Source organism: Pseudomonas sp. BRM28 (genome assembly GCF_002939405.1).
Classification (GTDB): domain Bacteria; phylum Pseudomonadota; class Gammaproteobacteria; order Pseudomonadales; family Pseudomonadaceae; genus Aquipseudomonas; species Aquipseudomonas palmensis.
Map to the genome: position 1 here is coordinate 636,649 of NZ_PEFV01000001.1, position 20,064 is coordinate 656,712.

Genomic DNA, 20,064 nt, shown 5'->3' on the forward strand with positions numbered 1-20,064 from the left:
CTTGCGAGGGGCGGGACGTTTCAGCAGGCATAAACCGCCACACAAAGGTGTAAAGAATGTAAATTCAGTACGAATAGCAATTGATCTCAATTGTTACTCATATTTGTTTACATTATATTTCGGCGCCTTCACACCTTGGGGACCTTCCGATGTCGCGCCATTACGTGCCTACCGCTGTCAGTTCACCACGCCTGCTTGCTTCTGCCATCGGGGTCGCGTTGAGCGCCACGTCCGCCGGCCACCTGGCCTATGCGGCCGACGCAGCCCCGGCCACAAGCGGCTCGATCGCGCTGGATGCCACCAGCATCAATGGCCAGGCCGATACCGCCAGCACCGACTACAAGGTCGAGAAGTCCTCATCGCAGAAGTACACGGCGCCGCTGGTGGACATCCCGCGCAGCGTGACCGTGGTGCCGCAACAGGTCATCAAGGACACCAACGCCCTGACCCTGCAGGATGCCCTGCGTACCGTGCCGGGCATCACCATGGGCGCCGGCGAAGGCGGCAACCCGTCGGGTGATCGCCCGTTCATTCGCGGCTTCGACTCGCAAGGCTCGATGTACCTGGACGGCGTGCGTGACGTGGGCTCGCAGACCCGCGAGATCTTCGCCATCGAATCGGTTGAAGTGGCCAAGGGCCCCAACTCGACCATCGGCGGGCGCGGTGCAGCCGGTGGCACCATCAACCTGGTGACCAAGAAGGCCCACCTGGGCAACAGCACCGACGGTGCCTTCACCTGGGGCTCGGACCAGACCAAGCGCTACACCTTCGATGGCAACTACCAGTTCCTCGACACCGCAGCGTTTCGCCTGAACCTGATGAGCCACGAAAGCAACGTGGCCGGTCGCGACGAGGTCAACTACGACCGCTGGGGCGTGGCCCCGTCCCTGGTATTCGGCCTGGGTACCCCGACCCGCGTGAGCCTGGACTACTACCACGTGGAGAGCGACGACCTGCCGGACTCGGGCATCCCCTACGGCCTGCGCTCGGGCAGCACCGCCGGGCGCACCTCGGCCAACCCGGACAAGCCTGACGATGGCGGCCGCAGCAGCAACTACTACGGCCTGGTCGATCGCGACTTCTACAAGACCCGTGCCGATATCGCGACCATCGCCGTCGAGCACGACCTGAACGATGCGCTGACCCTCAAGAACACCCTGCGCCACGGCAACACCCTGCAAGACTTCATCTACAGCCAGCCCGACGACAGCAAGGGCAACATCCTCAACGGTGAAGTCTGGCGCCGCCCGAACAACCGCGTGGCCAACACCCGCACCACCACCAACCAGACCGACCTGTTCGGCGAGGTGTACATCGGCGGGTTCAAGAACACCTTCTCCACCGGTATCGAGCTGAGCCGCGAGGCCTCCACCAAGGAAGGCTACGACATCACCGGCTTCCGTTCCGGCAACTGCTCTTCGGCCACCGGCCAGATCCCGGGTGTGTGCACCTCGTTCCCCAATCCCAACCCGAACGAGGCCTGGGGCGGCGACGTGACCCGTACCGATGCCGGCGCCGACACCACCAGCAGCACCCGCGCCATCTACCTGACCGATACCCTGGAGCTGAACCCGGCCTGGCTGCTGACCATGGGCCTGCGCTACGACCACTTCGACACCAAGGCCAAGACCAAGGTGGCGGGCGGTGCGACCAGCTTCAAGACCGAAGACACCAGCGAGTTCGTGACCGGCCAGCTGGGCCTGACCTGGAAGCCGACCGACAACGGCAGCGTGTACATCTCGTATGCGACCTCGGCCACCCCGGCCGGCGCTTCGCTGGGTGAAGGCAGCGACGGCAACCCGCTGCTGACGCCGACCACCACCAGCGACCTGAAGGCCGAAGAGACCACCAACTACGAAATCGGCACCAAGTGGGACCTTCTCGATCAGCGTCTGAACCTGACCGCCGCGATCTTCCGCACCGAGAAGGAAAACGCCCGCGTACTGGTCGATGCCAACACCTACCAGAACGCCGGCAAGAGCCGCGTCGATGGCCTGGAGCTGACCGCCACCGGCAAGCTGACCAATGACTGGCAGGTGTTCGCCGGCTACACCTACATGGACGCCAAGCTGGTCGACGGTGGCGCGCAGTCGGTCGGCGGTGTGCTGGTGGACGGCTACAACGACGGCAACCAGATGCCCAACACGCCGAACAACAGCCTGACCCTGTGGACCACCTACAACGTCACGCCAAAACTCACCCTCGGCGGTGGTGCCTTCTACGTCGACGACGTGTTCGGCAACGTGACCAACAGCGTGATGGTCGATTCGTACTGGCGCTACGACGCCATGGCCAGCTACAAGCTGACCAAGAATGTCGACCTGCAGCTGAACGTGCAGAACCTCACCAACGAGGTCTACTACGACAAGGCCTACGCGGCGCACTACGCCAACCAGGCGGCCGGTCGCACGGCGCTGCTGACCACCAGCTTCCACTTCTGACGGCAGCTGGCAGGCCCGGCCCCGTTCACTTCGGTGATCGGGGCCTTTGTGTATCAAGGCATAATGCGCGGCGCATTCACGCAACCCGCAACACAAGGTGGTCGATGTGGTGAAGAAAAGCCTGTTTCAACTGCACTGGTTCTTCGGCATCACCGCCGGGCTGGTGCTGGCGCTGATGGGAGTGACCGGGGCAACCTGGTCGTTCCAGGACGAATTGCTGCGCCTGTTCAACCCACAGGTGCTCAAGGTGCAGGTGCGCGACGAAGGCGTGCTGCCGCCGGCCGAACTGGTGCGCCGCGTCGAGGCCGAACAGGGCGACAAGGTGTCGATGCTGTGGGTGAACGTGCGCAGCGACGAAGCTGCGCGCATCTTCTTCACCCCACCGCCGGGCGAGCGCCGCGGCACCCTGCGCTATGCCGACCCCTACACCGGCAAGCTGCAGCCCCCGGTCAGTGGCCAGGGGTTCTTCGACCTGATGCTGCAGTTGCACCGCTTCCTCGCCATGGGCGACACCGGCCGGCAGATCACCGGCGCCTGTACCCTGATGCTGATCTTCTTCTGCCTGTCGGGGCTGTACCTGCGCTGGCCGCGTCAGGCGCTGAACTGGCGAACCTGGCTGACCCTGGACTGGGCGAAGAAAGGTCGTGCCTTCAACTGGGACCTGCACGCGGTGGCCGGTACCTGGTGCCTGCTGTTCTACCTGCTGTTTGCCCTGACCGGGTTGTTCTGGTCCTACGAGTGGTACCGCGAGGGGCTGAACCGGTTGCTGGGCGATGCACCGGCCGCTGGCGAACAGCGCAAGCGCGGCGAAGGCCGTGGCCGCCCGCCCGCACCCGGCAAGGATGCGGCGCCGCTGGTGGTGGACTACGACGCCATCTGGACCAGCCTGCAGGCAGCGGCCGGCCCAGGCCTTCGCACCTACAACCTGCGCCTGCCACCGGCCGGCGGCCAGCCCGCCACCCTGTTCTACCTGCTCGACAACGCCGAGCACGAGCGCGCGCTCAACACCCTGAGCGTGGAGCCGGCCACCGGCGTGGTACGCCAGCACGATCGCTACACCGACAAGTCGTTCAAGGCTCAGTTGCTGGCCAGCGTGTATGCCCTGCATGTGGGCAGCTACTTCGGGCTCACCGGGCGCATCCTGGTGACCCTCGCCAGCCTGAGCATGCCGCTGTTCTTCATCACCGGCTGGCTGCTGTACCTGGACCGCAGGCGCAAGAAGCGCCAGGTACGCGAGGCGCGCAAGGGCCTGAACCCGGCCGGCGACACAGGCAACGGATGGCTGGTGGGGTTTGCCAGCCAGAGCGGCTTCGCCGAACAACTGGCCTGGCAGAGCGCCGGACAACTGCAGGCGGCGGGCCTGGCGGTGCGCGTGCAGCCCCTGGCGACGCTGACCGAAACCGATCTGCAGCAGGCGCAACGCGCGCTGTTCGTGGTCAGCACCTTTGGCGACGGCGAGGCGCCGGACAGCGCCCGCGGCTTCGAGCGCAAGGTGCTTGGCCAGCCGTGGACGCTGGGTAACCTGAACTACGCCCTGCTCGCACTGGGAGACCGCCAGTACCCGCATTTCTGCGGGTTTGCGCGCAGCTTGCAGCACTGGCTGGAGGCTCGCGGTGCCACCGCCAGTTTCTCTGCCGTGGAAGTCGACAGTGCAGATCCTGCTGCCTTGCAGCAATGGCAGCAGCAGTTGGCGGCATTGACCGGCGCAGCGCCGCTGTCTGCCTGGCAGCCGCCGCAGTTCAGCGCCTGGACCTTGACCCGGCGCGAGCTGCTCAACCCCGGCAGCCAGGGCGCACCGGTGTACCTGCTCGGCCTGCAACCGTCGCAGCCAGAGCGCTGGGATGCCGGGGACCTGGTCGATGTACTGCCGCGCAATGCCGGTTCGACGGTCAAGGCGTTGCTCGACGGGCTTGGTCTTGAGCCTCACACGCCTGTGCGAGTGGACGGCCTGGAGGAGCGCCTGGACCATGCACTGGGCGGGCGGCTGTTGCCGGCCAGCCGCGGCCACCTGATCGGCCTGCACGCGCAGGCGCTGGTGGATGCGTTGATCCCGGTGGCAGCGCGCGAATACTCCATCGCCTCGATTGCCAGTGACGGTGTGCTGGAGCTGATCGTGCGCCAGGAGCGTCATCCGGACGGCACGCTGGGCCTGGGCTCGGGCTGGTTGACCGAACACCTGGCGCTGGGCGCGAGCGTGAGCGTGCGGTTGCGCCGCAACAGCGGTTTCCATCTGCCGACGGCTCCGGCACCGATGATCCTGATCGGCAACGGTACCGGGCTGGCCGGGTTGCGCAGCCTGCTGAGGGCGCGAATCGTGGACGGCGAGCAACGCAACTGGCTGCTGTTTGGCGAACGTAACCGGGCGCATGACTTCCTGTGCGAGGAGGAACTGCAGGGCTGGCTGGCGAGTGGTGAACTGGCGCGGCTGGACCTGGCGTTCTCGCGGGACCAGGCGCAGAAGGTGTATGTGCAGGATCGGCTGCGCGAACAGGCTGATGAGCTGCGTCGATGGCTGGCGGAGGGAGCGTCGATCTATATCTGTGGCAGCCTTGAAGGCATGGCGGCGGGTGTGGATGCGGTGCTGGCCGAGGTGCTGGGGGCTGAAGAGCTTGAGCAGTTGATCGAGCTGGGGCGGTACCGGCGGGATGTGTATTGAGCGTCACTCTTCGCTGGCAAGGCCGGCGCCTACGGGGCTGGTGACTGTCGATGTTGGTGGCGCCCAGCACCACGGATGCATCGGCGGCAGGCAGTTTTTCCAGCACCCAAACCCGTGAGCACATCCTGCTGTCCCGTCAGGTTGGCGTTCCGTACATCGTGGTCTTCCTGAACAAGGCTGACCTGGTAGACGACGCTGAGCTGCTGGAGCTGGTCGAGATGGAAGTTCGCGACCTGCTGTCCACCTATGATTTCCCAGGCGACGATACCCCGATCATCATTGGTTCGGCTCGTATGGCGCTGGAAGGCAAAGACGATAACGAAATGGGCACCACCGCTGTCAAGCGTCTGGTCGAAACCCTGGATAGCTACATTCCAGAGCCTGAGCGCGCTATCGACAAGCCGTTCCTGATGCCAATCGAAGACGTATTCTCGATCTCGGGTCGTGGTACCGTTGTTACCGGTCGTATCGAGCGTGGCATCGTCCGCGTTCAAGACGCCCTGGAAATCGTTGGTCTGCGTGACACCACCACCACCACCTGCACCGGTGTTGAGATGTTCCGCAAGCTGCTGGACGAAGGTCGTGCTGGCGAGAACTGCGGCGTGCTGCTGCGCGGCACCAAGCGTGACGACGTTGAGCGTGGCCAGGTTCTGGTCAAGCCGGGTTCGGTCAAACCGCACACCAAGTTCACCGCAGAAGTCTATGTTCTGAGCAAGGAAGAAGGCGGCCGTCACACTCCGTTCTTCAAAGGCTACCGTCCACAGTTCTACTTCCGTACTACTGACGTGACTGGTAACTGCGAGCTGCCAGAAGGCGTTGAAATGGTAATGCCAGGTGACAACATCCAGATGACTGTCACTCTGATCAAGACCATCGCGATGGAAGACGGTCTGCGCTTCGCTATCCGTGAAGGCGGTCGTACCGTCGGCGCCGGCGTCGTAGCCAAAATCATCGAGTAATCGTTGATCGTTTAGAAAGGCCCCCGCTTTTGCGGGGGCTTTTTTATTGGGTTGACACTCAGTGGGGGTGTCTATAGAATCACGCCTCCTTTTAACGGGCGTAGTGCGCCCGGTGGGAATAGCAGCCTGGAGTCTGAAATCCAATGCAAAATCAGCAAATCCGTATCAGGTTGAAGGCTTTTGACCATCGCCTGATCGACCAATCCACCCAGGAAATCGTGGAAACCGCGAAACGTACTGGTGCTCAAGTGCGTGGTCCAATTCCACTGCCTACCCGTAAAGAGCGGTTCACCGTTCTGGTCTCCCCGCACGTCAACAAAGACGCGCGTGACCAGTACGAGATCCGTACTCATAAGCGCGTACTGGACATCGTCCAGCCAACGGATAAAACCGTTGATGCTCTTATGAAGCTCGATCTTGCGGCAGGCGTGGAAGTGCAGATCAGCCTCGGCTAAGACTCGGGTCTTAGTCGTGTAACGCTCTGAAATGGGCGGCCATAGCGGGTGAAAGCCCCGTACACTCATGAGGTTTACAACATGACTATTGGTGTAGTCGGTCGTAAATGCGGTATGACCCGTATTTTCACCGAAGAAGGTGTCTCCATTCCGGTCACGGTCATTGAGATCGAGCCGAATCGCGTCACCCAGTTCAAAACCGAAGAAACTGATGGCTATCGCGCAGTGCAAGTCACTGTTGGCGAGCGTCGCGCTTCGCGTGTGACTGCTGCTCAAGCAGGTCACTTCGCTAAAGCGAACGTTGCCGCTGGTCGCGGTGTCTGGGAATTCCGTCTTGAAGAAGGCGAGTACCAGGCTGGCGACTTGATCAATGCAGAAATCTTCGCTGCTGGCCAAATGGTAGACGTTACCGGTCAGTCGAAAGGTAAAGGCTTTGCCGGTACCATCAAGCGTTGGAATTTCCGCGGTCAAGACAATACCCACGGTAACTCCGTTTCCCACCGCGTCCCGGGCTCTATCGGCCAGTGCCAGACTCCTGGTCGTGTATTCAAGGGCAAAAAAATGTCCGGTCACATGGGCGCCGAGCGCGTGACCGTTCAGTCCCTCGAAGTAGTGCGCGTCGACGCTGAACGCAATCTGTTGCTGGTCAAGGGTGCCGTTCCTGGCGCTACTGGCGGCAATCTGGTTGTGCGTCCGGCTGCCAAGGCTCGCGGTTAAGGGGAAGCTGACATGCAACTAAATGTAAATGACGCTCAAGCGATCGAAGTTTCCGAACTGACTTTCGGCGGCGAATTCAACGAGACGCTGGTACACCAAGCAGTCGTGGCCTACATGGCCGGCGGCCGTCAGGGCACCAAGCAGCAGAAAACCCGTTCCGACGTTGCTGGTGGCGGCAAGCGCCCATGGCGTCAGAAAGGCACTGGCCGCGCTCGTGCCGGTACTATCCGTAGCCCAATCTGGCGTGGCGGCGGTACCACTTTCGCAGCTCGTCCTCAAGACCACTCGCAGAAGCTCAACAAGAAGATGTACCGCGCAGCAATGCGTTCCATCCTCGCCGAGCTGGTGCGTACCGACCGTCTGGTCGTGGTTCAGGACTTCGCTGTTGAAGCACCGAAAACCAAAGACCTGCTGAACAAACTGAACGGCATGGGTCTGAGCGACGTACTGATCGTTTCTGATGCTGTTGATCAGAATCTGTACCTGGCTGCTCGCAACCTGCCGCACGTCGACGTACGTGACGTACAGGGTTCCGATCCGGTCAGTCTGATCGCATACGACAAGGTGTTGATCACCGTGTCGGCCGTGAAGAAATTCGAGGAGCTGCTGGGATGAACCAGGAACGCGTATTTAAAGTTCTACTTGGCCCGCACGTTTCCGAGAAGGCCACGGTTCTGGCTGACAAGAAAGGCCAGTTCGTTTTCAAGGTTGCTACCGACGCAACCAAGCTGGAAATCAAGAAGGCCGTCGAAAGCCTGTTCAGCGTGAAAGTGGAAAGCGTGACTACCCTGAACGTTCTGGGTAAGACCAAGCGTACCGCTCGCGGTCTGGGCAAGCGTAATGACTGGAAGAAGGCGATCATCTCCCTTCAACCCGGCCAAGATCTCGATTTCAGCAGCAGTGCTGAGTAAGGAAGGGGTGCATCATGGCAATCGTTAAATGCAAACCGACTTCCCCTGGCCGCCGTTTCGTGGTCAAGGTGGTCAACAAGGAGCTGCATAAAGGCGCTCCTCACGCACCGCTGCTCGAGAAGAAATCGAAGTCTGGTGGTCGTAACAACAATGGCCGCATCACTACGCGTCACGTAGGTGGTGGTCATAAGCAGCATTACCGTATGGTCGACTTCCGTCGCAACGACAAGGACGGCATCGTCGCCACTGTCGAGCGTATCGAATACGACCCGAACCGTACTGCTCACATCGCACTGCTCTGCTACGCAGACGGCGAGCGCCGCTACATCATCGCCCCTAAAGGCGTGAGTGCTGGCGACCAGCTGATCGCAGGTGCTCTGGCTCCAATCAAGCCAGGCAACTCCCTGCAACTGCGCAACATTCCAGTGGGTAGCACCATTCACGGCATCGAACTGAAGCCGGGCAAAGGTGCACAGATCGCTCGTTCCGCTGGTGCTTCGGCTCAGCTGATCGCTCGCGAAGGTGTCTATGTGACCCTGCGTCTGCGCTCTGGTGAAATGCGTAAAGTCCTGGCTGAGTGCCGTGCGACCCTGGGCGAAGTCTCGAACTCCGAGCACAGCCTGCGTTCGCTGGGTAAAGCTGGTGCCAAACGCTGGCGTGGCGTTCGCCCAACCGTTCGTGGTGTTGCCATGAACCCGGTTGACCACCCACATGGTGGTGGTGAAGGTCGTACCTCCGGTGGTCGTCATCCGGTATCGCCATGGGGCTTCCCGACTAAGGGCGCGAAGACTCGTGGTAATAAGCGTACCGACAAAATGATCGTCCGTCGTCGCAAGTAAATAGAGGGATACGACAGTGCCACGTTCTCTGAAAAAAGGTCCTTTTATCGATCTTCACCTACTGAAGAAGATCGAAGTGGCGGCGGAAAAGAACGATCGCAAACCAGTTAAGACCTGGTCGCGCCGTTCGATGATCCTGCCACAAATGGTCGGTCTGACCATCGCGGTACACAACGGTCGCCAACACGTCCCAGTTCTCGTGAACGAAGACATGGTCGGCCATAAACTGGGCGAGTTCGCCGGTACCCGCACCTACCGCGGGCACGTGGCTGACAAGAAAGCCAAGCGTTAAGGGGTAAGGAAATGGAAGTAGCCGCTAAGTTGTCGGGCGCTCGCATCTCCGCCCAGAAAGCCCGCTTGGTCGCCGACCAGATCCGCGGGAAGAAGGTGGGCGAAGCGCTCAACCTGTTGGCCTTCAGCAGCAAAAAAGCCGCTGAAATCATGAAGAAAGTCCTCGAGTCGGCCGTAGCCAACGCCGAGCATAACGAAGGCGCAGACGTTGATGACCTGAAGGTCTCCACCGTTTTCGTCAACGAAGGGCGTTCGCTGAAGCGCATCATGCCGCGTGCCAAAGGCCGCGCTGATCGCATCGTCAAGCGGTCTTGCCATATCACTGTCAAGGTTGCGGACAAGTAACGGAGTCGATCAGATGGGTCAGAAAGTACATCCCACTGGCATTCGCCTGGGAATCGTCAAGGAGCACACCTCCGTCTGGTACGCAGACGGTCGGACTTATGCGGACTATTTGCTCGCAGATCTGAATGTGCGTGAGTACCTCCAAGACAAACTAAAAAGCGCGTCCGTTAGCCGTATCGATATCCATCGTCCGGCTCAAACTGCACGCATCACCATCCACACCGCTCGTCCAGGTATCGTTATCGGGAAGAAAGGTGAAGATGTTGAGAAACTGCGTCAGGACCTGACCAAGCAAATGGGTGTGCCTGTGCACATCAATATCGAAGAGATCCGCAAGCCGGAACTCGACGGTATGCTGGTAGCTCAGAGCGTAGCTCAGCAGCTGGAGCGTCGTGTGATGTTCCGTCGCGCCATGAAGCGCGCCGTACAGAACGCCATGCGTATTGGTGCCAAGGGCATCAAGATCCAGGTGAGCGGTCGTCTCGGCGGTGCTGAAATCGCACGTACTGAATGGTATCGCGAAGGTCGTGTGCCACTGCACACCCTGCGTGCCGACATCGACTATGCCACTTACGAAGCTCACACCACTTACGGTGTGATCGGTGTGAAGGTTTGGATTTTCAAAGGCGAAGTTATTGGTGGTCGCCAAGAAGAACTGAAACCACAAGCACCAGCGCCTCGTAAAAAAGCTGCTAAGTAAGGGGTACGCCAAATGTTGCAACCAAAGCGTACAAAATTCCGCAAGCAGATGACTGGCCACAACCGTGGTCTGGCACTGCGCGGTAGCAAAGTCAGCTTCGGCGAGTTTGCTCTGAAAGCTGTTGCTCGCGGTCGTCTCACCGCTCGCCAGATCGAATCGGCACGTCGTGCCCTGACCCGTCACGTAAAACGTGGCGGCAAGATCTGGATCCGTGTATTCCCGGACAAGCCGATCTCCAAGAAGCCTCTCGAAGTGCGGATGGGTAAAGGTAAGGGTTCCGTGGAGTACTGGGTTGCCCAGATCCAGCCAGGCAAGGTCCTGTACGAGATCGAGGGTGTTTCTGAAGAGCTGGCGCGTGAGGCATTCGCCTTGGCGGCTGCAAAGCTGCCTCTCGCCACCTCCTTTGTTAAGCGGACGGTGATGTGATGAAAGCGAATGAACTTCGTGAAAAATCAGCACAGCAGCTGAACGAGCAACTGCTCGGCTTGCTGCGCGACCAGTTCAATCTGCGTATGCAGAAGGCAACTGGCCAGTTGGGGCAGTCGCACCTGCTCTCGCAAGTTAAGCGTGACATCGCTCGCGTGAAAACTGTGCTCAACCAGCAGGCAGGTAAGTGATCATGGCTGAAGCTGAAAAAACCGTCCGTACGCTGACTGGCCGTGTCGTCAGCGACAAGATGGACAAAACCATCACCGTACTGATCGAGCGTCGCGTAAAGCACCCGATCTACGGTAAATACGTTAAGCGTTCGACTAAGCTGCACGCGCACGACGAAACCAACCAGTGCCACATCGGCGACAAGGTCTCCATCCGCGAGACTCGTCCGCTGGCCAAGACCAAGTCCTGGGCACTGGTTGAAGTTCTCGAACGCGCTGTTGAAGTCTAAGGGCTAGGGGTCGGAGAAATTTTATGATTCAGACTCAATCCATGCTCGATGTGGCCGATAACAGCGGCGCTCGTCGCGTCATGTGCATCAAGGTGCTCGGCGGTTCGCACCGTCGCTACGCCGGTATCGGTGACATCATCAAGGTAACCGTCAAGGAAGCAATTCCTCGCGGTAAAGTGAAGAAAGGCCAGGTGATGACTGCTGTTGTAGTCCGCACTCGCCACGGTGTCCGTCGTGCTGACGGCTCCATCATCCGCTTTGATGGCAATGCTGCTGTTCTGCTGAACAACAAGCAAGAGCCGATCGGCACCCGTATCTTTGGGCCAGTGACCCGTGAACTTCGTACTGAGAAGTTCATGAAGATCGTCTCGCTCGCCCCAGAAGTGCTGTAAGGAGATCCGACATGCAAAAGATTCGTCGTGACGACGAGATCATCGTGATCGCCGGCAAAGACAAAGGTAAGCGCGGTAAGGTGCTCAAGGTTCTCGCTGACGACCGTCTGGTCGTTGGTGGGATCAACCTGGTGAAGCGTCATACCAAGCCTAACCCTATGTCGGGCGTACAAGGCGGTATCGTCGAGAAAGAAGCGCCACTGCACGCTTCCAACGTCGCCATCTTCAACGGCGAAACCAACAAGGCTGACCGCGTTGGTTTCAAAGTAGAAGAAGGCAAAAAAATTCGTGTCTTCAAGTCGACCCAAAAAGCGGTTGATGCTTGAACACTGCTAGGTAGAAGACCATGGCACGACTGAAAGAGATTTACCGGAAGGAAATTGCTCCCAAGCTTAAGGAAGAACTTAAGCTGGCGAACGTGATGGAAGTTCCGCGCGTTACCAAGATCACCCTGAACATGGGTCTGGGCGAAGCTGTCGGCGACAAGAAAGTCATCGAGCACGCTGTAGCTGACCTCGAGAAGATCACCGGTCAAAAAGCCGTTGTGACTTTCGCTCGGAAATCCATCGCGGGCTTCAAAGTCCGTGAGGGCTGGCCGATCGGCGTCAAAGTCACTCTGCGCCGTGATCGTATGTACGAATTCCTGGACCGCCTGCTGGCGATCTCCCTGCCTCGGGTTCGCGACTTCCGCGGCCTGAATGCCAAGTCCTTCGACGGTCGTGGCAACTACAGCATGGGCGTGAAAGAGCAGATCATCTTCCCGGAAATCGACTACGACAAGATCGATGCTCTGCGCGGTCTGGACATTACCCTGACCACCACTGCTCGTACGGATGACGAAGGTCGCGCTCTGCTGCGTGCTTTCAAATTCCCGTTCCGCAACTGATTGGAGTAGGAAAATGGCCAAGAAGAGCATGAAAAACCGCGAGCTGAAGCGTCAGCTCACGGTTGCTAAATACGCCAAGAAGCGTGCTGAGCTCAAAGCTACCATCGTTAATCTGAATGCAACTCCAGAAGAACGTTGGGCAGCCTCGATCGCTCTGCAGAAGCAGCCACGTGACGCAAGCGCCTCGCGCATGCGTAACCGCTGCCGCATCACCGGTCGTCCACACGGCGTTTACCGCAAGTTCGGCCTCGGCCGTAACAAGCTGCGTGAAGCAGCAATGCGCGGTGATGTTCCAGGTCTGGTCAAAGCCAGCTGGTAAGACGTACCGGCAGGGCCCTGGCGGCGGGGGAGTGATCTTCCGACCGCCGGTGATCTTGCAACGAAACAAGCCCCTTATGGGGCTTGTTTCGTTTCTGGGATGTGTCTAGAATGACCGGCTCACCTGAGCCCGGGTTTTTTGCCCGTTGTGTTCAGGTGACTGTAGTAGCCGAAAGGCTAATTTTTCTTGTATCAGGAGCGTCTAGCCCATGAGTATGCAGGACCCGTTAGCGGACATGCTAACTCGAATCCGTAATGCCCAGATGGCTGAAAAGTCCGTCGTAAGCATGCCGTCCTCGACCCTGAAGGTGGCTGTAGCCAAAGTTCTGAAAGACGAAGGTTACATCGCGGGTTATCAGGTCAGCAGTGAAGTCAAACCTTCGCTGTCCATCGAGCTGAAATACTTCGAAGGCCGTCCGGTCATCGAGGAAGTCAAGCGCGTAAGTCGTCCAGGCCTGCGTCAGTACAAGTCCGTCGAAGAACTGCCGAAAGTACGTGGCGGTCTGGGCGTGTCTATCGTCTCCACCAACAAAGGTGTGATGACTGATCGTGCTGCGCGCGCTGCCGGTGTCGGCGGCGAAGTACTCTGCACAGTGTTCTAAGGGGGGATAAGCATGTCTCGCGTCGCTAAGAACCCCGTTAAGCTGCCAGCCGGTGTCGAAGTCAAATTCGTCGGCCAACAGCTTTCGGTGAAGGGTGCCAAGGGCACTCTCGAACTGAACGTTCACTCGTCCGTTGAAGTTGTTGAAGAAGCTGGTGAGCTGCGTTTCGCTGCTCGCAACGGCGACCAACAAACTCGCGCAATGGCCGGCACTACCCGTGCACTCGTGAACAACATGGTCCAGGGCGTAAGCCAAGGCTTCGAGCGCAAGCTCCAGCTGGTCGGTGTTGGTTACAAGGCGCAAGCCAAGGGCACCGTGCTGAACCTGGCGCTCGGCTTCTCGCACCCAGTGGATTATGAACTGCCTGAGGGCATCACCGCTGAGACCCCTAGCCAGACCGACATCCTGATCAAGGGTATCGACAAGCAGCTGGTAGGTCAGGTGGCCGCTGAAATCCGCGACTTCCGTCCACCAGAGCCGTACAAAGGCAAGGGTGTGCGTTACGCGGACGAAGTCGTCCGTCGTAAAGAAGCCAAGAAGAAGTAGGGCATAGCAAATGACCGACAAAAAAGTTACTCGACTGCGTCGCGCTCGCAAAGCACGCCTGAAAATGCACGAACTCGAAGTCGTGCGTCTCTGCGTGTTCCGCTCCTCGCAGCACATCTATGCCCAGGTCATTTCGGCCGACGGCAGCAAAGTCCTGGCCAGCGCCTCGACTTTGGACAAAGACCTGCGTGATGGCGCCACTGGCAACATCGACGCGGCCACTAAGGTTGGCAAGCTGGTAGCTGAGCGCGCGAAAGCCGCCGGTGTATCTCAAGTTGCCTTTGACCGTTCTGGCTTCAAGTACCACGGCCGCGTTAAAGCGCTGGCAGATGGTGCTCGTGAAGGCGGACTGGAGTTCTAAGTTATGTCAAATAACGATCAAAAGCGCGACGAAGGCTACATCGAGAAGCTGGTTCAAGTTAACCGCGTAGCCAAAACCGTAAAAGGCGGCCGTATCTTCACCTTCACCGCGTTGACCGTGGTAGGTGATGGCAAGGGTCGCGTTGGTTTCGGCCGTGGCAAATCGCGCGAAGTACCTGCTGCGATCCAGAAAGCCATGGAAGCTGCCCGTCGCAACATGATTCAGGTAGACCTGAACGGCACCACTTTGCAGTACGCCACCAAGTCCGCCCACGGCGCTTCGAAGGTGTACATGCAGCCTGCTTCCGACGGTACCGGTATCATCGCCGGTGGCGCGATGCGTGCTGTCCTGGAAGTTGCTGGCGTTCAGAACGTCCTGGCCAAGTGCTACGGCTCGACCAACCCAGTGAACGTGGTTCATGCCACTTTCAAGGGTCTGAAGGCTATGCAATCTCCTGAATCCATTGCTGCCAAGCGCGGCAAGAGCGTCGAGGAGATCCGCTGATCATGGCTACCGTCAAAGTAACGCTGATCAAAAGCACCGCCGGCCGTCTCCCTAACCACAAACTGTGTGTTAAGGGTCTGGGTCTGCGCCGCATCGGTCACACTGTAGAAGTCCTGGATACTCCCGAGAATCGCGGGATGATCAACAAGGCTTACTACATGCTGCGCGTCGAGGGTTAATCGATGAAACTCAATGATCTGAGTCCAGCGCCGGGTTCCCGTCGCGAGAAGCATCGTCCGGGTCGTGGTATCGGTAGTGGTTTGGGCAAGACCGGTGGCCGTGGCCACAAAGGTCAGACCTCCCGCTCCGGTGGCACCATCGCTCCAGGCTTTGAAGGCGGTCAACAGCCGCTGCACCGTCGTCTGCCGAAATTCGGCTTCGTTTCCCTGAAAGCCATGGACCGCGCAGAAGTGCGTCTGTCCGAGCTGGCCAAAGTGGAAGGCGACGTTGTCACCGTGCAATCCTTGAAGGATGCCAACGTGATTAACCAAAACGTACAGCGTGTGAAAATCATGCTGTCCGGCGAAGTTACTCGCGCGGTCACCATCAAGGGTATCGCAGCCACCAAAGGTGCGCGTGCGGCTATCGAAGCAGCTGGCGGCAAGTTCGAGGAATAAATGGCTAAGCAAGGTGCTCTCTCTTCGCTCGGTAAAGGCGGGATGTCTGAACTTTGGGCTCGTCTGCGTTTTCTGTTTCTGGCGATCATCGTCTATCGGATAGGCGCACACATCCCAGTTCCAGGCATCAATCCGGACCGGCTGGCGGAACTGTTTCGACAGAATGAGGGGACCATTCTTAGCTTGTTCAACATGTTTTCCGGCGGCGCGCTGGAACGGATGAGCATCTTTGCACTGGGGATCATGCCGTACATTTCGGCATCGATCATCATGCAGCTGATGACCGCCGTCAGCCCGCAGCTGGAGCAGTTGAAGAAGGAAGGTGAAGCTGGCCGTCGCAAGATCAGCCAGTACACCCGCTACGGCACCGTTATCCTGGCGCTGGTCCAGGCTGTTGGCATGTCCATCGGCCTGGCCGGTCAGGGTGTAGCGTTTTCTGCTGACTTTGGCTTCCATTTCGTCGCGGTCTCCACATTTGTGGCGGGTGCGATGTTCATGATGTGGCTGGGTGAGCAAATCACGGAGCGCGGTGTAGGCAACGGTATCTCGATGTTGATTTTCGCAGGTATCGTCGCCGGTCTTCCGAGAGCAATCGGGCAGTCTTTCGAGTCTGCACGTACGGGCGATATCAACATTTTCGCTCTGGTCGCTATCGGTTTGCTGGCAGTAGCGATTATCGGTTTTGTGGTGTTCATTGAGCGTGGTCAGCGTCGAATCGCCGTTCACTACGCCAAGCGTCAGCAGGGCCGCAAGGTCTTCGCTGCGCAGACTAGCCACTTGCCGCTGAAGGTGAACATGGCCGGGGTCATCCCAGCCATCTTCGCAAGCAGCATTTTGCTGTTCCCGGCTTCGCTGGGTGCCTGGTTTGGTCAGTCTGAAGGTATGGGCTGGCTGCAGGACATCTCGCAGTCGATCGCTCCTGGTCAGCCGTTGAATATTCTGCTGTTTAGTGCAGGGATTATTTTCTTCTGCTTCTTCTATACGGCGTTGATGTTCAATCCGAAAGACGTAGCGGAAAACCTGAAGAAGTCCGGTGCCTTTATTCCGGGCATCCGTCCAGGCGAGCAGTCGGCGCGCTACATTGATGGCGTTCTGACCCGCTTGACCATGTTCGGTGCTCTTTATATGACGGCCGTGTGTCTGTTGCCCCAGTTCCTGGTGGTAGCGGCAAACGTTCCGTTCTACCTTGGCGGGACCTCGTTGCTGATTGTGGTAGTGGTTGTGATGGACTTCATGTCCCAAGTACAATCGCACCTCGTTTCGCACCAGTACGAATCCCTGATGAAGAAAGCCAACCTGAAAGGCTACGGTGGCAGCGGAATGCTGCGCTGAGAGACCCTTAAGGTTCGAGGAGTTGGTGATGAAAGTTCGTGCATCGGTGAAAAAGCTGTGCCGTAACTGCAAAATTATTCGCCGCGAAGGTGTTGTGCGAGTGATTTGCAGCGCGGAACCACGTCACAAGCAGCGCCAAGGCTGAGTGTGATCTGTGCTTCAAACCCAGCAGCTAGTGCGCTGCTGGGTTGATTATTTGTTTCTACAGCGATATTATCTCGCGCCCTATTTCTTGGCTTCCGGGGCGTAGGTAGCTGTCAATTGGAGTCCCACTGAATGGCCCGTATTGCAGGCGTTAACATTCCAGATAACAAGCACACTGTTATCTCGCTGACCTACATCTATGGTGTCGGTCGCACAACTGCACAGAAAATCTGTGCAGACACTGGGGTCAACCCAGCCGTGAAGATCAAAGATCTGAGCGACGAGCAGATTGAACAGCTGCGTAGCGAAGTTGCGAAGTTCACCACTGAAGGTGACCTGCGTCGCGACATCAACATGAAAATCAAGCGGTTGATGGACCTGGGTTGCTACCGCGGCCTGCGTCATCGTCGGGGTCTGCCAGTACGCGGTCAGCGTACCAAGACCAACGCGCGTACCCGTAAAGGTCCGCGTAAGCCGATCCGCAAGTAATCGCACCAGCGAATCGACAGGAATATAGACATGGCAAAACCTGCTGCTCGTCCTCGTAAAAAAGTTAAAAAGACAGTGGTTGATGGCATCGCCCACATCCATGCGTCCTTTAACAACACCATCGTGACCATTACCGATCGTCAAGGTAACGCCCTGTCCTGGGCTACCTCCGGCGGTTCGGGTTTCCGCGGTTCCCGCAAGTCCACCCCGTTCGCTGCTCAAGTAGCTGCTGAGCGTGCTGGTCAAGCTGCGCTGGAATATGGTCTGAAGAACCTCGACGTCAACGTCAAGGGTCCAGGTCCAGGTCGTGAGTCCGCTGTTCGTGCTCTGAACGGCTGTGGCTACAAGATCGCCAGCATCACCGACGTGACGCCAATCCCGCATAACGGGTGCCGTCCGCCGAAGAAGCGCCGCGTGTAATCAGGAGACAGATAAATGGCACGTTACATTGGTCCAAAATGCAAACTGTCTCGTCGTGAAGGCACCGATCTGTTCCTGAAGAGCGGCGTTCGCGCTCTGGAATCGAAGTGCAACATCGAAGCAGCCCCAGGTATTCACGGTCAGCGCCGCGGTCGTCAGTCCGACTACGGCACCCAGCTGCGTGAAAAGCAAAAAGTCCGTCGTATCTACGGCGTGCTCGAGCGTCAGTTCAGCGGTTACTACAAGCAAGCGGCCTCCTCGAAGGGCGCTACTGGTGAGAACCTGCTGCAACTGCTCGAATGCCGTCTGGATAACGTCGTTTATCGTATGGGCTTTGGCGCTACTCGTGCCGAATCCCGTCAGCTGGTTTCGCACAAAGCGATCAGCGTTAACGGCAAGACTGTAAACGTTCCGTCCTACCAAGTTCGTCCGGGTGACGTGGTCGCGGTTCGCGAGAAGTCGCTGAACCAGCTGCGCATTGTTCAAGCCCTTGAACTGTGCGCCCAGCGTGGCCGCGTTGAGTGGGTAGATGTAGACACCGCGAAGAAGTCGGGCGTTTTCAAGAACGTTCCTGCTCGCAGTGATCTGTCTGCCGACATCAACGAAAGCCTGATTGTCGAGCTCTACTCCAAGTAAGGGCTAGAAAATAGGTGCATCCATGCAGATTTCGGTAAATGAGTTCCTGACGCCCCGCCACATCGATGTGCAGGTCGTCAGTCCAACCCGCGCTAAAATCACTCTCGAGCCTCTCGAGCGTGGTTTTGGCCATACCCTGGGCAACGCGCTGCGCCGCATCCTGTTGTCCTCCATGCCTGGCTGTGCAGTAGTCGAGGCCGAGATCGACGGTGTACTCCACGAGTACTCCGCCATCGAAGGTGTTCAGGAAGACGTCATTGAAATCCTGTTGAACCTGAAAGGCCTGGCTATCAAACTGCACGGTCGTGACGAAGTTACGCTGACCTTGTCGAAGAAGGGTTCGGGGGTGGTTACCGCTGCCGATATTCAGCTGGATCATGATGTCGAGATCGTTAACCCCGATCACGTAATCGCTAACCTGGCGTCCAATGGCGCCTTGAACATGAAGCTCACCGTAGCTCGTGGTCGTGGTTATGAACCGGCCGATTCGCGTCAGAGCGATGAAGACGAAAGCCGCAGCATTGGTCGCTTGCAGCTCGACTCTTCGTTCAGCCCGGTTCGCCGTATCGCATACGTGGTGGAAAACGCCCGTGTCGAGCAGCGTACTAACCTGGACAAGCTGGTTATTGATCTGGAAACCAACGGTACTCTGGATCCTGAAGAGGCAATCCGTCGTGCTGCAACCATCCTGCAACAGCAGTTGGCTGCATTCGTCGACCTCAAGGGTGACAGCGAACCAGTGGTAGTCGAACAGGAAGACGAGATCGATCCGATCCTGCTTCGTCCGGTTGACGATCTGGAATTGACCGTGCGTTCGGCCAACTGCCTTAAGGCGGAGAACATTTACTACATCGGCGACCTGATTCAGCGTACCGAAGTAGAACTGTTGAAGACTCCGAACCTGGGCAAGAAATCCTTGACCGAAATCAAGGACGTTCTGGCCTCCCGTGGTCTGTCCCTCGGCATGCGCCTCGACAACTGGCCGCCTGCAAGTCTTAAGAAGGACGACAAGGCGACTGCCTGATCGTCGTAATCACCGAACGTAGTGTTTGGTAAGGAATGAACCCATGCGTCATCGTAAAAGTGGACGTCACCTGAGCCGTACCAGCTCTCACCGTAAGGCCATGTTCCAGAACATGGCGGTGTCGCTGTTCGAGCACGAGCTGATCAAAACTACTCTGCCAAAAGCCAAGGAACTGCGCCGCGTTGCCGAGCCGCTGATCACCCTGGCCAAGGAAGACAGCGTTGCTAACCGTCGTCTGGCTTTCGACCGTACCCGTTCGAAAGAAATCGTCGGTAAGCTGTTCAACGATCTGGGCAAGCGCTATGCCACCCGTCAGGGCGGCTACCTGCGTATCCTCAAGTGCGGTTTCCGCGCTGGCGATAACGCACCTATGGCGTACGTCGAGCTGGTTGATCGTCCTGTTGGTGGCTCGGTTGAAGCTGCTGAGTAAGGCGAACAGTCTGTAACAAGGAACCGGGCCCAGTGCCCGGTTTTTTGTTTCTGCATGAATTGAAATAATCTATTGATCTCAGTCATGTAATGAATTTGATGGTGTCATGTTCCTGGTCGATACTTCTGCCTACGCCGATTAGCCGGCCGCAAAAGTCTGATTA

At 58.3% G+C, this 20,064-nt stretch carries 30 protein-coding genes and 1 pseudogene; all 31 read left to right on the plus strand.

The features are described 5' to 3' along the window. Positions 1-149: 149 nt before the first annotated feature. The 31 genes and pseudogenes from CR917_RS02975 to rplQ all read left to right on the plus strand — a co-directional run bounded on the left by CR917_RS02975 (position 150) and on the right by rplQ (position 19,901). The gene (locus tag CR917_RS02975; protein ID WP_058541413.1) at positions 150-2,441 is read left to right on the plus strand and encodes a TonB-dependent siderophore receptor; all 2,292 of its coding nucleotides are present in this window, start codon (positions 150-152) and stop codon (positions 2,439-2,441) included. Between the two features lie 106 nt (positions 2,442-2,547). Continuing rightward, positions 2,548-5,097 carry a sulfite reductase flavoprotein subunit alpha gene (locus CR917_RS02980; protein WP_104571869.1) on the plus strand — a complete coding sequence of 850 codons (2,550 nt, stop codon included), beginning with the start codon at positions 2,548-2,550 and terminating at the stop codon, positions 5,095-5,097. A gap of 107 nt (positions 5,098-5,204) precedes the next feature. Then, positions 5,205-6,056 (plus strand): annotated as a pseudogene (locus tag CR917_RS02985) (elongation factor Tu); the annotation flags it as partial. 143 nt (positions 6,057-6,199) lie between these two features. Continuing rightward, positions 6,200-6,511, plus strand: coding sequence for a 30S ribosomal protein S10 (gene rpsJ / locus CR917_RS02990; RefSeq protein WP_003186070.1), 312 nt, complete (start codon positions 6,200-6,202; stop codon positions 6,509-6,511). An 81-nt stretch (positions 6,512-6,592) separates the two neighbouring features. After that, positions 6,593-7,228, plus strand: a complete 636-nt coding sequence (gene rplC, locus CR917_RS02995) for a 50S ribosomal protein L3 (RefSeq protein ID WP_043861931.1) — start codon at positions 6,593-6,595, stop codon at positions 7,226-7,228. A 12-nt stretch (positions 7,229-7,240) separates the two neighbouring features. Beyond that, complete coding sequence (gene rplD / locus CR917_RS03000) at positions 7,241-7,843, plus strand: 50S ribosomal protein L4 (RefSeq protein WP_010220305.1); 603 nt, start codon at positions 7,241-7,243, stop codon at positions 7,841-7,843. Further along, positions 7,840-8,139: a 50S ribosomal protein L23 gene (gene rplW / locus CR917_RS03005; RefSeq protein ID WP_009397515.1), complete on the plus strand. Its 300-nt coding sequence runs from the start codon at positions 7,840-7,842 to the stop codon at positions 8,137-8,139. The genes rplD and rplW overlap by 4 nt, the downstream gene beginning before the upstream one ends. A gap of 14 nt (positions 8,140-8,153) precedes the next feature. Next, complete coding sequence (gene rplB / locus CR917_RS03010) at positions 8,154-8,978, plus strand: 50S ribosomal protein L2 (protein ID WP_078481646.1); 825 nt, start codon at positions 8,154-8,156, stop codon at positions 8,976-8,978. A gap of 16 nt (positions 8,979-8,994) precedes the next feature. After that, positions 8,995-9,270, plus strand: a complete 276-nt coding sequence (gene rpsS / locus CR917_RS03015; protein ID WP_002555486.1) for a 30S ribosomal protein S19 — start codon at positions 8,995-8,997, stop codon at positions 9,268-9,270. An 11-nt stretch (positions 9,271-9,281) separates the two neighbouring features. Beyond that, on the plus strand, positions 9,282-9,614 hold the full coding sequence (gene rplV / locus CR917_RS03020) for a 50S ribosomal protein L22 (protein ID WP_003103908.1): 333 nt from the start codon (positions 9,282-9,284) through the stop codon (positions 9,612-9,614). 13 nt (positions 9,615-9,627) lie between these two features. Then, complete coding sequence (gene rpsC, locus CR917_RS03025; RefSeq protein WP_010220308.1) at positions 9,628-10,314, plus strand: 30S ribosomal protein S3; 687 nt, start codon at positions 9,628-9,630, stop codon at positions 10,312-10,314. A gap of 12 nt (positions 10,315-10,326) precedes the next feature. Continuing rightward, positions 10,327-10,740, plus strand: a complete 414-nt coding sequence (rplP, locus tag CR917_RS03030) for a 50S ribosomal protein L16 (protein ID WP_003255479.1) — start codon at positions 10,327-10,329, stop codon at positions 10,738-10,740. Then, entirely contained in the window at positions 10,740-10,931 is a 192-nt protein-coding gene (gene rpmC / locus CR917_RS03035) for a 50S ribosomal protein L29 (protein ID WP_002555481.1), read from the plus strand. Before rplP ends, rpmC begins: the two co-directional genes overlap by 1 nt. 2 nt (positions 10,932-10,933) lie before the next feature. Beyond that, positions 10,934-11,200 (plus strand): 30S ribosomal protein S17, encoded by a 267-nt coding sequence (gene rpsQ, locus CR917_RS03040; protein ID WP_008374160.1) that lies wholly within the window; start codon positions 10,934-10,936, stop codon positions 11,198-11,200. A gap of 23 nt (positions 11,201-11,223) precedes the next feature. Beyond that, complete coding sequence (rplN, locus tag CR917_RS03045; protein ID WP_002555479.1) at positions 11,224-11,592, plus strand: 50S ribosomal protein L14; 369 nt, start codon at positions 11,224-11,226, stop codon at positions 11,590-11,592. A gap of 11 nt (positions 11,593-11,603) precedes the next feature. After that, positions 11,604-11,918 (plus strand): 50S ribosomal protein L24, encoded by a 315-nt coding sequence (rplX, locus tag CR917_RS03050; protein WP_008374158.1) that lies wholly within the window; start codon positions 11,604-11,606, stop codon positions 11,916-11,918. Between the two features lie 20 nt (positions 11,919-11,938). Further along, complete coding sequence (gene rplE, locus CR917_RS03055) at positions 11,939-12,478, plus strand: 50S ribosomal protein L5 (protein WP_043861930.1); 540 nt, start codon at positions 11,939-11,941, stop codon at positions 12,476-12,478. A 13-nt stretch (positions 12,479-12,491) separates the two neighbouring features. Continuing rightward, entirely contained in the window at positions 12,492-12,797 is a 306-nt protein-coding gene (gene rpsN, locus CR917_RS03060) for a 30S ribosomal protein S14 (protein WP_043861929.1), read from the plus strand. A 208-nt stretch (positions 12,798-13,005) separates the two neighbouring features. Next, positions 13,006-13,398: a 30S ribosomal protein S8 gene (rpsH, locus tag CR917_RS03065; RefSeq protein ID WP_010220313.1), complete on the plus strand. Its 393-nt coding sequence runs from the start codon at positions 13,006-13,008 to the stop codon at positions 13,396-13,398. Positions 13,399-13,410: 12 nt separating this feature from the next. Continuing rightward, entirely contained in the window at positions 13,411-13,944 is a 534-nt protein-coding gene (rplF, locus tag CR917_RS03070; RefSeq protein ID WP_043861928.1) for a 50S ribosomal protein L6, read from the plus strand. Between the two features lie 10 nt (positions 13,945-13,954). Next, a complete protein-coding gene (rplR, locus tag CR917_RS03075) occupies positions 13,955-14,305 on the plus strand; it encodes a 50S ribosomal protein L18 (protein WP_043861927.1) in 351 nt (116 codons plus the stop codon). Between the two features lie 3 nt (positions 14,306-14,308). Then, positions 14,309-14,809: a 30S ribosomal protein S5 gene (rpsE, locus tag CR917_RS03080; RefSeq protein WP_043861926.1), complete on the plus strand. Its 501-nt coding sequence runs from the start codon at positions 14,309-14,311 to the stop codon at positions 14,807-14,809. A gap of 2 nt (positions 14,810-14,811) precedes the next feature. Continuing rightward, positions 14,812-14,988 carry a 50S ribosomal protein L30 gene (rpmD, locus tag CR917_RS03085; RefSeq protein WP_010220317.1) on the plus strand — a complete coding sequence of 59 codons (177 nt, stop codon included), beginning with the start codon at positions 14,812-14,814 and terminating at the stop codon, positions 14,986-14,988. 3 nt (positions 14,989-14,991) lie between these two features. Continuing rightward, complete coding sequence (gene rplO / locus CR917_RS03090; RefSeq protein WP_010220318.1) at positions 14,992-15,426, plus strand: 50S ribosomal protein L15; 435 nt, start codon at positions 14,992-14,994, stop codon at positions 15,424-15,426. Next, on the plus strand, positions 15,427-16,758 hold the full coding sequence (secY, locus tag CR917_RS03095; protein WP_043861925.1) for a preprotein translocase subunit SecY: 1,332 nt from the start codon (positions 15,427-15,429) through the stop codon (positions 16,756-16,758). A 28-nt stretch (positions 16,759-16,786) separates the two neighbouring features. Further along, positions 16,787-16,903 (plus strand): 50S ribosomal protein L36, encoded by a 117-nt coding sequence (gene rpmJ, locus CR917_RS03100; protein ID WP_002555468.1) that lies wholly within the window; start codon positions 16,787-16,789, stop codon positions 16,901-16,903. Positions 16,904-17,034: 131 nt separating this feature from the next. Further along, entirely contained in the window at positions 17,035-17,391 is a 357-nt protein-coding gene (rpsM, locus tag CR917_RS03105) for a 30S ribosomal protein S13 (protein WP_043861924.1), read from the plus strand. Positions 17,392-17,421: 30 nt separating this feature from the next. Beyond that, positions 17,422-17,811, plus strand: coding sequence for a 30S ribosomal protein S11 (gene rpsK, locus CR917_RS03110; RefSeq protein WP_002555466.1), 390 nt, complete (start codon positions 17,422-17,424; stop codon positions 17,809-17,811). A 15-nt stretch (positions 17,812-17,826) separates the two neighbouring features. After that, positions 17,827-18,447 carry a 30S ribosomal protein S4 gene (gene rpsD / locus CR917_RS03115; RefSeq protein WP_043861923.1) on the plus strand — a complete coding sequence of 207 codons (621 nt, stop codon included), beginning with the start codon at positions 17,827-17,829 and terminating at the stop codon, positions 18,445-18,447. Positions 18,448-18,469: 22 nt separating this feature from the next. Then, entirely contained in the window at positions 18,470-19,471 is a 1,002-nt protein-coding gene (rpoA, locus tag CR917_RS03120) for a DNA-directed RNA polymerase subunit alpha (protein WP_003186012.1), read from the plus strand. Between the two features lie 43 nt (positions 19,472-19,514). After that, entirely contained in the window at positions 19,515-19,901 is a 387-nt protein-coding gene (gene rplQ / locus CR917_RS03125; protein WP_002555463.1) for a 50S ribosomal protein L17, read from the plus strand. Positions 19,902-20,064 lie beyond the last annotated feature (163 nt).

Excerpts from the sequence above, each read along its gene's own strand:
- CR917_RS02975 (WP_058541413.1), top strand. The coding sequence starts at position 150 with ATGTCGCGCCATTACGTGCCTACCGCTGTCAGTTCACCACGCCTGCTT.
- rpsJ (WP_003186070.1), top strand. The coding sequence starts at position 6,200 with ATGCAAAATCAGCAAATCCGTATCAGGTTGAAGGCTTTTGACCATCGC.
- rplC (WP_043861931.1), top strand. The coding sequence starts at position 6,593 with ATGACTATTGGTGTAGTCGGTCGTAAATGCGGTATGACCCGTATTTTC.
- rplD (WP_010220305.1), top strand. The coding sequence starts at position 7,241 with ATGCAACTAAATGTAAATGACGCTCAAGCGATCGAAGTTTCCGAACTG.
- rplW (WP_009397515.1), top strand. The coding sequence starts at position 7,840 with ATGAACCAGGAACGCGTATTTAAAGTTCTACTTGGCCCGCACGTTTCC.
- rplB (WP_078481646.1), top strand. The coding sequence starts at position 8,154 with ATGGCAATCGTTAAATGCAAACCGACTTCCCCTGGCCGCCGTTTCGTG.
- rplV (WP_003103908.1), top strand. The coding sequence starts at position 9,282 with ATGGAAGTAGCCGCTAAGTTGTCGGGCGCTCGCATCTCCGCCCAGAAA.
- rpsC (WP_010220308.1), top strand. The coding sequence starts at position 9,628 with ATGGGTCAGAAAGTACATCCCACTGGCATTCGCCTGGGAATCGTCAAG.
- rplP (WP_003255479.1), top strand. The coding sequence starts at position 10,327 with ATGTTGCAACCAAAGCGTACAAAATTCCGCAAGCAGATGACTGGCCAC.
- rpmC (WP_002555481.1), top strand. The coding sequence starts at position 10,740 with ATGAAAGCGAATGAACTTCGTGAAAAATCAGCACAGCAGCTGAACGAG.
- rpsQ (WP_008374160.1), top strand. The coding sequence starts at position 10,934 with ATGGCTGAAGCTGAAAAAACCGTCCGTACGCTGACTGGCCGTGTCGTC.
- rplN (WP_002555479.1), top strand. The coding sequence starts at position 11,224 with ATGATTCAGACTCAATCCATGCTCGATGTGGCCGATAACAGCGGCGCT.
- rplX (WP_008374158.1), top strand. The coding sequence starts at position 11,604 with ATGCAAAAGATTCGTCGTGACGACGAGATCATCGTGATCGCCGGCAAA.
- rplE (WP_043861930.1), top strand. The coding sequence starts at position 11,939 with ATGGCACGACTGAAAGAGATTTACCGGAAGGAAATTGCTCCCAAGCTT.
- rpsN (WP_043861929.1), top strand. The coding sequence starts at position 12,492 with ATGGCCAAGAAGAGCATGAAAAACCGCGAGCTGAAGCGTCAGCTCACG.
- rpsH (WP_010220313.1), top strand. The coding sequence starts at position 13,006 with ATGAGTATGCAGGACCCGTTAGCGGACATGCTAACTCGAATCCGTAAT.
- rplF (WP_043861928.1), top strand. The coding sequence starts at position 13,411 with ATGTCTCGCGTCGCTAAGAACCCCGTTAAGCTGCCAGCCGGTGTCGAA.
- rplR (WP_043861927.1), top strand. The coding sequence starts at position 13,955 with ATGACCGACAAAAAAGTTACTCGACTGCGTCGCGCTCGCAAAGCACGC.
- rpsE (WP_043861926.1), top strand. The coding sequence starts at position 14,309 with ATGTCAAATAACGATCAAAAGCGCGACGAAGGCTACATCGAGAAGCTG.
- rpmD (WP_010220317.1), top strand. The coding sequence starts at position 14,812 with ATGGCTACCGTCAAAGTAACGCTGATCAAAAGCACCGCCGGCCGTCTC.
- rplO (WP_010220318.1), top strand. The coding sequence starts at position 14,992 with ATGAAACTCAATGATCTGAGTCCAGCGCCGGGTTCCCGTCGCGAGAAG.
- secY (WP_043861925.1), top strand. The coding sequence starts at position 15,427 with ATGGCTAAGCAAGGTGCTCTCTCTTCGCTCGGTAAAGGCGGGATGTCT.
- rpmJ (WP_002555468.1), top strand. The coding sequence starts at position 16,787 with ATGAAAGTTCGTGCATCGGTGAAAAAGCTGTGCCGTAACTGCAAAATT.
- rpsM (WP_043861924.1), top strand. The coding sequence starts at position 17,035 with ATGGCCCGTATTGCAGGCGTTAACATTCCAGATAACAAGCACACTGTT.
- rpsK (WP_002555466.1), top strand. The coding sequence starts at position 17,422 with ATGGCAAAACCTGCTGCTCGTCCTCGTAAAAAAGTTAAAAAGACAGTG.
- rpsD (WP_043861923.1), top strand. The coding sequence starts at position 17,827 with ATGGCACGTTACATTGGTCCAAAATGCAAACTGTCTCGTCGTGAAGGC.
- rpoA (WP_003186012.1), top strand. The coding sequence starts at position 18,470 with ATGCAGATTTCGGTAAATGAGTTCCTGACGCCCCGCCACATCGATGTG.
- rplQ (WP_002555463.1), top strand. The coding sequence starts at position 19,515 with ATGCGTCATCGTAAAAGTGGACGTCACCTGAGCCGTACCAGCTCTCAC.